Origin of the sequence: Chitinophaga niastensis, assembly GCF_003014755.1 — a bacterium.
GTDB lineage: Bacteria > Bacteroidota > Bacteroidia > Chitinophagales > Chitinophagaceae > Chitinophaga > Chitinophaga niastensis.
In genome coordinates this window covers 1,998,214-2,010,476 of sequence record NZ_PYAW01000001.1, presented here as the reverse complement: position 1 = coordinate 2,010,476, position 12,263 = coordinate 1,998,214, and the positions used below count along the sequence as shown (strand labels likewise).

The 12,263-nt window shown below is 40.2% G+C and carries 11 protein-coding genes; 4 read left to right on the top strand and 7 right to left on the bottom strand.

All coding sequences use genetic code 11. The annotated features are described in order from the left end of the window. Nucleotides 1–69: 69 nt before the first annotated feature. The 3 genes from CLV51_RS08320 to CLV51_RS08310 all read right to left on the bottom strand — a co-directional run bounded on the left by CLV51_RS08320 (nucleotide 70) and on the right by CLV51_RS08310 (nucleotide 3,730). Complete coding sequence (locus tag CLV51_RS08320) at nucleotides 70–978, bottom strand: helix-turn-helix domain-containing protein (protein WP_106527496.1); 909 nt, start codon at nucleotides 976–978, stop codon at nucleotides 70–72. A gap of 68 nt (nucleotides 979–1,046) precedes the next feature. Beyond that, nucleotides 1,047–2,495: an aldehyde dehydrogenase family protein gene (locus CLV51_RS08315; RefSeq protein WP_106527495.1), complete on the bottom strand. Its 1,449-nt coding sequence runs from the start codon at nucleotides 2,493–2,495 to the stop codon at nucleotides 1,047–1,049. 503 nt (nucleotides 2,496–2,998) lie between these two features. Beyond that, nucleotides 2,999–3,730: an SDR family oxidoreductase gene (locus CLV51_RS08310; RefSeq protein ID WP_106527494.1), complete on the bottom strand. Its 732-nt coding sequence runs from the start codon at nucleotides 3,728–3,730 to the stop codon at nucleotides 2,999–3,001. A 412-nt stretch (nucleotides 3,731–4,142) separates the two neighbouring features. Here CLV51_RS08310 and CLV51_RS08300 point away from each other — a divergent pair, with 412 nt between their 5' ends. The 3 genes from CLV51_RS08300 to CLV51_RS08290 all read left to right on the top strand — a co-directional run bounded on the left by CLV51_RS08300 (nucleotide 4,143) and on the right by CLV51_RS08290 (nucleotide 6,342). Further along, the gene (locus CLV51_RS08300) at nucleotides 4,143–4,550 is read left to right on the top strand and encodes a VOC family protein (RefSeq protein WP_106527493.1); all 408 of its coding nucleotides are present in this window, start codon (nucleotides 4,143–4,145) and stop codon (nucleotides 4,548–4,550) included. Between the two features lie 57 nt (nucleotides 4,551–4,607). Further along, on the top strand, nucleotides 4,608–5,051 hold the full coding sequence (locus CLV51_RS08295; protein WP_106527492.1) for a DUF1569 domain-containing protein: 444 nt from the start codon (nucleotides 4,608–4,610) through the stop codon (nucleotides 5,049–5,051). A gap of 274 nt (nucleotides 5,052–5,325) precedes the next feature. Next, nucleotides 5,326–6,342, top strand: a complete 1,017-nt coding sequence (locus tag CLV51_RS08290; RefSeq protein ID WP_106527491.1) for a serine hydrolase domain-containing protein — start codon at nucleotides 5,326–5,328, stop codon at nucleotides 6,340–6,342. 59 nt (nucleotides 6,343–6,401) lie between these two features. Here CLV51_RS08290 and CLV51_RS08285 read toward each other — a convergent pair whose 3' ends face one another. Beyond that, complete coding sequence (locus CLV51_RS08285; protein WP_245898653.1) at nucleotides 6,402–7,685, bottom strand: HAD-IB family phosphatase; 1,284 nt, start codon at nucleotides 7,683–7,685, stop codon at nucleotides 6,402–6,404. A 189-nt stretch (nucleotides 7,686–7,874) separates the two neighbouring features. Then, nucleotides 7,875–8,714: an AraC family transcriptional regulator gene (locus CLV51_RS08280; protein WP_106527489.1), complete on the bottom strand. Its 840-nt coding sequence runs from the start codon at nucleotides 8,712–8,714 to the stop codon at nucleotides 7,875–7,877. Nucleotides 8,715–8,805: 91 nt separating this feature from the next. Here CLV51_RS08280 and CLV51_RS08275 point away from each other — a divergent pair, with 91 nt between their 5' ends. Next, nucleotides 8,806–9,366 (top strand): short chain dehydrogenase, encoded by a 561-nt coding sequence (locus tag CLV51_RS08275; RefSeq protein ID WP_106527488.1) that lies wholly within the window; start codon nucleotides 8,806–8,808, stop codon nucleotides 9,364–9,366. Nucleotides 9,367–9,451: 85 nt separating this feature from the next. Here CLV51_RS08275 and CLV51_RS08270 read toward each other — a convergent pair whose 3' ends face one another. Both CLV51_RS08270 and CLV51_RS08265 read right to left on the bottom strand, forming a co-directional pair. Next, nucleotides 9,452–10,447 (bottom strand): quinone oxidoreductase family protein, encoded by a 996-nt coding sequence (locus CLV51_RS08270; protein ID WP_106527487.1) that lies wholly within the window; start codon nucleotides 10,445–10,447, stop codon nucleotides 9,452–9,454. A 335-nt stretch (nucleotides 10,448–10,782) separates the two neighbouring features. Further along, on the bottom strand, nucleotides 10,783–11,901 hold the full coding sequence (locus tag CLV51_RS08265; protein WP_106527486.1) for a DUF2911 domain-containing protein: 1,119 nt from the start codon (nucleotides 11,899–11,901) through the stop codon (nucleotides 10,783–10,785). Nucleotides 11,902–12,263: the final 362 nt, after the last annotated feature.

Sequence of the window (12,263 nt, the reverse complement as noted above, 5' to 3'; positions counted from 1 at the left end):
CCTATGAACTAGGGCATAAGCGGTTTTAAATAAAGAAGCCTGATACAGATGAACATAAATCTCCTGATATCAGTTAAATGACTTCCTGAATTCAATGGGCGAAATATTGGTTTTACGCTTAAATATTCTATTAAATGATTGAGGGTGCTCAAAACCAAGCTGGTAAGCAATTTCAGCGATGGTAAGATTTGTGGTACTTAGAATGTCTTTCGCTTTTTCTATGAGCTTATTATGAATATGCTGCTGGGTATTCTGGCCGGTAAGCGACCGAAGCATATCACTTAAATACCGGGTGGAAACATTCAGTTTGTCTGAAATGAATTGAACTGAAGGAAGACCTTTCATTAACGCCTCATTGTTGTCAAAATAATCAGTCAAAAGCTTTTCCAGCTCCACAAGCAAGTCACTGTGTATTGCTTTCCTCGTAATAAACTGGCGGTTATAAAAACGATTGCTGTAATTGAGTAACTGTTCAATTTGCGATATTATAATATCCTGACTAAAATTATCTATTGATAATGAAAGCTCATGTTCAATATTTTTAAAGATGCCGATAATAATTTCCTTTTCTTTTTCAGAAAGATAGAGCGCTTCATCAGCCGAATAAGAAAAATACCCGAAGTTCTTAATATTGTTTCCAAGCGGATAGTTCCTGATAAAATCCGGGTGGAATAATAATGTGTAACCGCCAAAATCAGCTTCTTCAGCGGTGGCAGTAATGACCTGATTTGGCGAGATGAACGATAGCCCACCTTCATCAAAATCGTAATACCCTTGTCCGTATTTTATTTTGCCTTTAAAATTCCTTTTATAAGAAACCTTATAAAAATTCAGGATCATGCCCTTCCCAATTTCAGTGGTGTCATTTTTGACATCCTTATAATCCACCAAACTTATCAGTGGGTGCAATGGTTTGGGTAATCCAAGTTCCCGATGTAAATCAGAGATTGAATTAAATATGTGAGGTCCAGGTTTCATATATTAATAGTATTTCATTAAAATATTTGTCGGGAAGATAATTATCCAATCAAAGACAATACCATTAGTTATGATTTCGGTACACCCTGCCAGGTCCCTGCATTTTGTCTGACTGCAATCGTCTGCGGAACAGTGTATGCAAGCAAGCCCTCGCGTCCACTCTCAGTTCCGAGTCCGGACTGTTTGTGCCCGGCAAAGGTAATGAAAGGCGATAGACCCAAAGCCTCGTTAATCCATACCGTTCCTGCCTGTAACCGCTGGCCAACAGCCAATGCGGCAGCGGCATCTGCTGACCAGACTGTAGCACCAAGCCCATAATCAGTGGCATTAGCACGCGCGATGGCATCTTCAATATTATCGAACTCAATTAACGGCAGCACCGGACCAAACTGTTCTTCCTGAACAATACGGGAGTGCTCAGGTGGATTATCGATAATCGTAAGAGGAATAAAATATCCCTTTTGCGCAGTTGGCATGCCGCCCATAAGAAATTTATAGCCGTTGTCCTGTGCATCACGAATTAAATCCAGCACACGCTCATATTGCGGACGATTCTGAATAGGTCCAAGCTGAACATCCGGATCTGTGCCATTCCCCATCTTTATCGTTTTCGCGTAGTTTACAATCTCCTGCTTCATTGGCCCGTAAATGTCTTTATGAATATAAATCCGTTTAGATGCAAGACAAATTTGACCGGAGTTTCCAAACGAAGCCCAGAAGATGCACTTAGCAACAGTTTGTATGTCAACATCCGGAAGGACGATTGCAGCATCATTTCCTCCAAGCTCGAGCGTAAGATGCTTCAGCGTTGCTGCTGCACCAGCCATTACTTTGCGGCCGGTCGCTGTTGATCCGGTGAAGCTGATTTTGGCAAAGCCGGGATGGCTCGTCATCCATGGTCCTAGTTCATCGGAGCCTGATATTACATTAAGTACGCCTTCAGGTAAAACGGTTTGCATGAGCTCTCCTAATTTCAGCGTCGTCAACGGAGTAAAAGGAGACGGCTTAAGGACAACGGTGTTGCCTGCCAAAAGAGCTGATGCGAGCTTGAAGGCAGCTAATCCAATGGGGTAATTCCACGGTGCAATTGCACCGACTACGCCAAGCGGAACATGACGAGTGACAGAGCGATGCGCTGAACTGTCGTTGTTGACTGTTTCCGGCAGCGTCATCTTAGCAGTTTCACGAAGCCAATAGGCTGCACCACCAATTTCCATCGCAGCGTCACTTAAAGTCTTACCCTGTTCAGCAGTGAGCAGCCGACTTAAAGGCCCAACGTTAGCCTCTAAAGCAGACGCCATTTGATGGAGCAGATTTTGACGTGCTGTAAATGGAACTACTGACCAGGAAGGGAATGCGCTGTGTGCCGCCCCAACTGCACTATCCAGCAACTCACGTGAGCAATCAGGTGCGTATCCAACGATTTCTTCGTTAGCAGGATTTATCACTGTAATCTTCGATGTTGTCGTTACGCTTTTCCCATTGATGGTCATCGTAAAATCGGAATTGAATTTCATTTTATTATCTTTTTTGTCAGAAAATTTTTGTTGGACCAGTCATCGTTTCTATATAACTACAGTATAACATTGACTTCGTTTGTGATGATGAAATTATCAGGCTGAATTATTATAACACAAAGGTGGGTCGAATCAATAAAGAACCTGTAGCCTATTTGGTGTTTATTGTATCCAAAATGACATTAAACCCAATCAGGCACATACTATTCTCCTTATCCCCGGCCGATTACCGGGGTAAGTTCGCGATGCTGCAAGACCAGCTTATAAACAATATAAAGGTGAGGTTTGGTTACAGATATGGGGATCGTAATGCTGTTACCGTAAATTATTAGATGATTCCTTAGTATGCTTATTCGTCAGGGGGTAAGATCGCTTGCAAAACCTGTTTAGTAAAATGGTAGATTTTATCCGGATCAGCGGCAAAAAAATTCGAACATTGCTCCCTGTAGTCCGCAATTTTTTATAAAGAAACCGCGACTAGCGCGGTTTCTTTTTCGTTCAATTTAACCTTGATTCACATTCAACCGGTTAAAAGCATTTTTTAAATCTTCCGGACTTGCTTTAACCATCGCTTCACTAAATCCAAACGTTAGCTGAGATTTCCCTTCCTTCAACTGTTGAAATACTGATGCTATAAAATCACTTACAGGAGGCGCAGCATCGTGCAATCCTATTCCACCGAGATCTGTATTCAATGCAGGTGGGACCATTTCAATCACTTCAATATTTTTTGATTTCAGTAAGTGTTGTGCAGAGAGCGTAAACGAATGAAAAAATGCTTTCGTTGCTGAATAAACCGGTACTTTAGTAAACGGCACAAAAGATAAGCCTGAGGTTACATTAATAATAGTATTTAACGATTTTAAATTAATGAAGAGGGAGGTTAAGTGAATGGGGGCTTCAATATTAGTGGTGATTTCCACTTTTGCACGTTGAAAAAAATCAGTATCAGCGATTGTCATCCATTGCTGAATGCCCGCATTGTTTACCAAAACATTTAGATCGCTGTGATTATCTGACACCCAGTTAAATAGTTCTATGCGTTCTGCTTCAACAGATAAATCGCATACCCTGGTAATCACAGCAGGAAACTTATCAACGACCTCCTGTAAAGCTGATTCGCGCCTTCCACAAATAATCACGGTATTATTTTCCCGGATAAATCTTTCGGTGAGTCCTAAGCCAATACCGCTTGCACCACCGGTAATCAAAATTTTGTTGCCTGTTATTTTCATTTTTGCTTTGTTTTAAAATTGATGGCAAATCATCTAATACTACACCGCTCTTTGCCTGGATCAGAAACTCTTCCGTAAAAATGCAGAAGTACCCGGACTGGTTCACATCCTGCGGCAAATAGTGGTAATAAGTAACCTGGTTCGACGCTTATACCTGATGCCTGCTTATAAAAGTCATTGAGCGTGGTAATATCCATTATCCTGGCTTGTAAAAATCAAATTTACCCCTTTGATTGAAATTGCCGGCCAGAAATTATGCTGGCTGCCTTTCAGGCCGGGTCAAATCACCTTTAACCTCTATTCCAGATTGTTTTGCTTAAAAAACAGTTAGATTAGAAAAAATAGCAATTTTGGAGAAATGAAGTTTTAATTAATACCTGTTCTTTACGTAATCATTTAAAACCCTGAAGGCATGATATCTAAAATGACACATGTTAGCATCTATGTTCTCAACCAGGACAGTGCTTACGACTTCTACACTAACAAACTGGGGTTTAAAGTTATAAAAGATGTACCAATGGGTAATGATGATCGCTGGATCACTGTTTGCCCACCAGAACAACCTGGTTTTGAAATAATATTATCGCCGGTAAACAGGGGCCTGTTCTCTCCGGAAGCAGTTAAAGCGCTGAAAGAGCTGATAGAAAAAGGAACTTTTGGTGTAGGCCTTTTTACCTGCAACGACATCTTTGCAACATATGAAGAACTAAAAGCAAAAGGTGTTGAATTTACTAAAGCGCCTAAGAAAGAATTCTATGGCACGGAAGCAATATTTAAAGACGATTCAGGCAATTGGTTTTCGCTCGCGCAGCTTGTTTAAAGAATATCTTACCCCAACTCACACCATACCAATATATTTAAAAAATTATCAGGGAATATGAAAACAGTATTTGACAAAACAACAAGAGATGAATTGATTAATAGAATCAATATGCTCAATGAAAATAGTACCGCTCAATGGGGCAAGATGAATCTTTACCAGATGGTGAAACATTGCAGACTATGGGAAGAAATGATATTAGGCAAGAAAAAGTATAAACGGATATTCATGGGTCGCCTGCTTGGTAGAATGGCGCTGAAAAGTTCTACAAAAGACGAAAAGCCTATGATGCACAATGCCATTACAATTCCTGAACTCAGAATAAAAGAAACTGGTGATTTTTCATCCGAAAGAAAGAAATGGATTGCCCTGATTGAGGAACATGAACATTTTTCAAACCCTGATTTCGTACATCCTTTTTTTGGAAAGATGACAAAAGAACAGATTGGATACCATGCTTATAAACATACCGACCATCATCTCCGGCAATTTAATTGTTAGCTGCAGGGGCTATGTGTCTTTTCTGTTTTTATATAAAAAAGTAAACTATCTCAAACCAATTCAGTATTCCATTGTTAAATACGATGGCCTTTAACAATGGAATACATCCTTAAACAGTTCCTGTCAAGCCTTCCGGCACTGCTGTGCCAAATAGATCACCTAACCATCCTCTCCCCTTTTCTCATAAGATCTACCCGGGATTATTTACAATTATTGTATATTTAATTACGAAGAACCAATTACCCAAAACAACATTCATTAATCCCCGGCTATAATGAAAAAAGTGCTACTCCTGATCTTCTCATGGATCATCGTTTTGGAAGTCTGCGCACAAACAGGGCAGGACACTTTCACCCCACTCCGGAAAATACCTTCCTTATACAGTATAGTCCTGTCCGTAGGTGATACAATACGTTATAATCAGCATTTCAACGGAACAAAAGATGATGATATCTTTGATGATCAGTCTTTGACCAAAAGTATAGGATGTTTCCTGATCGGCATTGCTATCGACAAAGGGTTGATTTCATCGCCTGATGAAAAGCTGGTGCATTGGTTCCCTGAATTAAAAAATGATACAGATAAAAGAAAACAGGATATCACGCTCCGGCAGGTGATGAATCAGGCTTCAGGACTTTATCATGAAAACCTGGAAAAATTGAATGGTATTGCCGACTTTCTGGCTTTGCCCGATCCTGCCGGCTATACATTGAAAGCTCCTTTGCTGACAACTCCCGGCAAAGAATTTCATTATAATAATGCAGCCACGCACCTGCTATCGGTAATACTCAGCAAAAGTTGCGGGATGGACGTATTCGCTTTCGCCCAAAAAAATCTTTTCAACCTGCTGGGCATTCAAACGATGCAGTGGAAAAAAATGAAAGATGGCTATTATGATCTGAGCGGCTTAGAGAACATTCGGCTTCGCACAGTAGATTTGATCAAATTTGGGTCCTTACTGCTACATGAAGGCCGCTATGGTCAGCAACAAATCGTTTCTCCCCAGTGGATCGCGCAGATCCTCCATCCCGATATCCAGTATGATACGGAGTGGGGGTTCCATCCTTCCCGGTATGGCCTGTGCTGGTATCATACAACATACAGAGGACAGGATATGATCTATGGTATGGGTTGGGGAGGGCAGTTCCTCATCGTTGTCCCTGCCCTTAAAATGGTGATGGCTATTAATCAAAGTCATGAAGACGACAAAGCCCCCATGCAAAGCGGACGTTTTACCACGGCTATCTTCCCGCTCTTCTACGACGCAGTATTACAGCACTGGAGTCATTAAAAAACGCGCATCAATCATATGACTATGCGGTTTTTAATGATAACTTATTCACAACATCATCAGTATAGTACCCGAAAACTAATCGTATTATTAGTATTCTTCAAATCCTTCAATACCTGTTTATCATATTCAGCACTGATGTCTGTGATCACATAGCCTATACATTCATTCGTCATCAGGAATTGTGATACAATGTTGATACCGTGCCCGGCAAACACCTGGTTTACTTTAGCCATAACACCCGGTACGTTCCGGTGAATGTGGATAAAACGGTGTCCATTTTTCACTTCAGGTAACTGTATGTTGGGGAAATTACTGCTCTTGAACGAATCGCCATTATTAATAAACTTAGCGATCCTTTTGGCAACAGATTCAGGCTTCCTGATATTATCAAAAATCACTACTCCCATTGCAGTACAGGTATCATGAGAAATATATTTTTTACTGTTACCCAGGTAACCGATGACTTTCAATTTTGCGGCACGACTGAGTTCTTCCGGACTAATGGATGCTTTATTACCCATTAAAATGATCCCTGCTGCTGCTATATGCTTCTCCTCCAATGAGGCGACCTGTTTTACGGAGAAACCATCTTTTTTCAGGTATTTAACGGCTATATCCGGCACGTCGCCGATAACCACACAAAGGATACGGTTTTTCGGGTAAGAGATAGCTGAGGGCAGGTTATTTACGTACAGAAATTCATCCAGACTGGGCGTGATATGATCCGCTTTCTCAGTAACAGATTTGCGTTCTATATTCTCTGTAAAAGCATAAAACTTTTTGATCATACCAAATTCCTTCAACTGGAAATCTGAATATCCATCACCGATACCATGTATTTCTCCCTGCAACTGCAGTTCCCGTAACAGTTTCACCTTACCTCCTTCGAAAGAAAGCGGATTAGCTTCATCATAACCCACTATTTTCCCTTCCTCATTAAACACAAATGTATTGGCATAAATATTTTCCTTTTTGATATGAAAAGGAAGTACTACCGGCGTAATAAATTCTTTAAATCCACCTGATACGATCAACACATCATCTGCATGACGACTGAAGAAATTTTTATTCCTTGAAAAAGATGTAGACACCTGCTTTTTTAAATGCTTTACCAGCTGCTTCAGGTGATCCTTATTGGCTTCCAGTAACTGTATCCTCCCTGCCAGGCTTTCTCTGAAAGAAAGTTTGCCATCCATGGCCTGATTGGTCAAATCTTCTATTTTCTTATAGATCTGCTCCCTTTCCGGATGCTCCCGCAGTGAAATGCGCGCCAGTTCATCTAATGCTTCCACCTGCGTAAAGGTGCTATCGAAATCAATTATATAATATTTTTTACTCACAGACATCTTATTTATATAATCTGGCATGTATCAGCAGCCAGCTACGTTAATTGGAGCACAAAAATATAAGTTTAAGTAGCATTTAAAAGACAATTTTATTTTTGCTTCTTAAGATCAGGAAGAATAAAGACGGGAAAGCTGCGGCCTGTTTGCGTTACCGCCAGCTGGAAAGAGGGGATTTAAAACTATTTACCTGGCTTGATTGCGGAATGCTGTTGGGCTCATCCCCTTATACTTTTTGAAAAGCCTGTTCAAATGACTTTCATCTGTAAAATTAAGTTCAAATGCAATTTCATTTATCCGCATGTCGCTGTGCAACAATCTTGTTTCTATCAATCGCAGTTTATAAGTTGAAATATATTGCTGCAGGGTTTCTCCCGTTTGTTTCTTAAAATAACGTCCCAGGTAACTCAGTGAAATCCGAAAATGTTTACTAAGCTGTTCTGCTTTCAACATTTTTGGTTCAAATATATTTTGCTGGATATAATGCAAAATATCAAGCACTGTTTCACCGGTATTTTCTTTTATATTTTTAGGGAGTTTTAAGGCAATATTTCTTGCTACAATAATGATAATTGCATTTACAATTTGCTCAATTATTTTATTATGATATAGCTGTTGATTAGCATGTTCTGCGATTATACTTTCGATAAGAGATGCTATGAGCGGCTTATCTGTCTTATTTTTTAATATACATCCGGGGCGGTGACTGGCATTCTGAAGAATATATTCTACACGCTCCACCCATTCTTTATGTTTATTCGACTTTGTCTTTATGTAATATTCATTAAAACGAAGAAAAAAGAATTGAGTAACTGTGGTTATTTCAAATGAATGAATATCCTGCGGCGTTATTAAAAACAGGTTCCCCTTTCGATAATTAAATTTGTTCTTGTTTATATACTGTACGCCGGTTCCTCCCGCAATATAAATTAACTCAAAAAAATTATTGCGCCGGATAGTCCTTGGAAACTTGTCCAATTCCTTATAATCAATTTCAAAAGGCTGATGTAAATTCTCGTTTGCCATATATTACAAAATATACAGAATTAGCGAAATAATGTACAGGAAAATAGGATAATAATCTGTATAATTTTGCATTATCACAAATTATCATCAAATGAAAATATTGATAATAGGGGCTGGCGGCACCATTGGAAAATTACTCGTAGCCCACCTTTCAGAAAAGCATGAAGTTATCAGTGCAGGAAGAAAAAGCGGGGATGTCCGGGTAGATATTTCTTCAGCCGCGTCTATTGAAAACATGTTCAGGCAATCAGAGAACATTGATGCCTGCATTTGCGTAGCCGGAGAAAGTTATGCGGGGGAGCTCCTGTCGCTTACACAAGCGCAATTAAATGCGGGGATCACCAATAAATTATTGGGACAGATTAATCTTGTACGTATTGGGCAACATTATTTGAATGATGAAGGTTCTTTTACACTTACCTCAGGCAAGATGGGCGACAAACCTGCCAAACACACTGCAGGAAAGGCCTTTGTTAATGGAGGCATTAATAGTTTTGTAAAGGCTGCCGCGATGGAAATGGAAAGAGACATCCGTGTAAATGCAGTGAGCCCTGCAAAAGTTACGGATATTGCTGTTACAGAATTAGTAGCAGCCTACCTGAAAAGTGTGGAAGACCCGCTTAACGGAGAGATCATTAAAATCGGGTATTAAGAATTCGAACATGGCCACTTGTAGCCCGCATAAAACTAAAAATGCTCACCCGAGCTATGAGCATTTTTAGCTTTTAAATTTTTGTTTAGCTATGCAGATCAGATATGTTGAAAACATGCTTCCCACTTCCGGGATGATGTATGCTTTCATTGATAGCAGTAATGAAATCTTCCAACGCATGTGTTCCGCCTATAGGAGCTTGAAAGCCCGCTTGTCCGGATACTGCTGCAATTTCCTCAAGCATCGATACGTCCTCTTTTTTTGGCGGTGTGAAAAAGTAACGGTATACATGAGATTTGATTTCGATACCATTAAGAAGCACATCGAAATTATGCAATTCAAACTTTTCAGGGCTCATGCCTCCGTTAATAATCACTTTAGCGCCAAAGGCTGTACTCCTTATCAGTTCTCCGGTAATTGGCCCGCCAACGTTGTCTATAATTCCATTTAGTCCTTTATTTCCGGTAATCTCCATGATTTGCTCCCTGATATTTACCTGTAGATCAGAAAGATTGATGACAGCTGATGCTCCGGCAGTTTTCAGGTCAATTGTCTTATTCATTTTGCGGACAATGGAAATAACATGTACACCTTTATTTTTCGCAAACTGGGAAACCATCATTGAAATGGATGAATTACCCGCAGTCAGGGCAAGCCATTGGCCAGACTGCACCCCGGAATCGTGGAGTAAATCCCATGCACTGATTGCATTCATAAACTGACCAGCTCTTTCAATTGGATAGCCTGCAGGTAATACCATCAGCCATTCTGCGGGTACAGCTACATATTCTGCCCAGGTATTATAATAACTGAATGCTACATACGTGCCTACTGGCAATGAAACATTTTTTCCTGTCTTTTCAATTATACCAGCGCCGTGATTCCCTGCAATCTGCTGTGGAAAAACCGGTCTTTTAGGTGCGGGATAAAGATTTTGAATGAATAAAAAATCTCCGGGATTAATAGATGCTGATACTGTTCTTACAAGCACTTCATTGTCCTTTATATCAGGCACAGGTATATCACGAAGTTGTAGTACCTCTGCAGGCAGGCCTATCTTATCAAATACGATTGCTTTCATTTTTTAAAATTTAGATGATTATGCTGAAAACAATATTCGGTCACATTCCTTATCTTTCATATGTCATATTTGACAATTACTATGCAAAAACTGCCATATGTATTTTGTTATTTAACTACCGGGATGACGCCTGGGTAGTTTCGCAGAGAGACTCAGCCCCATAAATAAAGCTGGAGCCATGTTGGCGCACTGGTGGGCTTATTAGAAATTAATTTAAGTTGGAGATGTGTCGGGGGCCCGATTAAGGCAGGTAAGTAGTTAAAATGCTTCCGGCAAATGCCGGAAGCATTATTTATTTCAGGAAACGTGGCGGGCTTGCCCGCCTGAGTAGCAATTTAATTTACATCCTTTCCGTCCTGCAAAGTTTTAATGATTTTATCAAGCCTGTCTTTATTGGGTTGGTCTGGTGCCTGTGCTCTGGCCTTTTGTGCAAATGGTAAGGCTTTCTTATAATCGCCGATGGCAGAATATGCCCTTGCCATACCTGCATTGGTAAGAAATACATCCGGATGTTTATCATAATCCATTTTAAAAATCTCAAAGGCTTCCTTACCTTTTTTATTGGCGGCCAGCGTTCTTGCATAGAAGTACAATTCGTTCACATCGCCAAATGGTAACCCTTTTTTCATAGCCGCTGTAGCCTCTGCACTTCGTCCCAAGCTATCAAGTATCATTGCTTTAGTACTCCAGGCCTGGAAGCTCTGGCTACCACCAAAATCAACGTTGGTTGCATTGTCGGCCCATAACAATGCTTCATCGAGATTGGTTTTATTTTGCGCACAGTATAATGCTGCTTCGTTCCAGCTTTCCCAGGTAAAGCCCTTGCTGCTGCGTAATTCATTTCTGTATGATTCGAGTTGCGTATTGATTACATCAACATCAATTTTAAAAGGGATGATCAGCTTTTCCCATTGCAATTGAACAGTGGCGCTTGTTGGAGTTTGATCAGCAAACTCATATTTAAGCCATTCAACACTTTTGTCTGTTTGTATTGGTTTTACTTTTACGCGCAATGCATCTTCGGCAGGGTTGTAATAAAAACTTCCCCATGAAGAGGTATTTTTTGAGAAGAGAAGTGTACACTCATTGGGGTCATAAGCAACAAAGAAACCATACTTACCGGCAGCCAAAGACTGTCCTTCGATCTTTACATTTGTTGAAAATTCGATCGTGGTATTTTCATTGGCCCCGGCGCGCCAGGGGGCAGCTTTTGAAGGGCCAAAACCCTGGTCAACATAACCCACGGGGATTAGTTCTCCCCAGATGTGACCTTCTCTGTTTTTAACATGTGGCCGGCTGTAGTTAATAGTCACCTCCGTGATGCCTATTTGTTCGGCAACTGATGCCCTTTTATTGCCGCCATTTGGCAATGATGTTAGTTGTGCCTGGACCAATCCAATAAAAACAAATTGGAAAATTGCCATGGTAATACAGGCAGCCATTACTTTTTTCATTTAACGTGTTTTTTAAAGTGATAATGAAGCTATTTGTTTAGATTTTATCCGATGAATTTCTTCATTGTCATGTCTAAATTTGTACAACCCGGCTTCAGCAATACGATTCACCATTGGCTGGCCACCACAAAGATTTTTAATGCCGGACAGAAAGTTTATAAAATGATTAATAATTGAAGATTTTGGTCTGATACTTTATAATGCAGGCGACTTGTTTGTCCGGGGCTTTCGACTTCTTCTTGGGATAATTTTAGTTTATAAGTTATGAATAATTACTCAGAATATGCCACTTTATTTTGCTGCTGCTTTTTGTTGGGAAGCTCAGCATTTAGCATGCGCCTGATTTCAGCAAGTCCTGCATA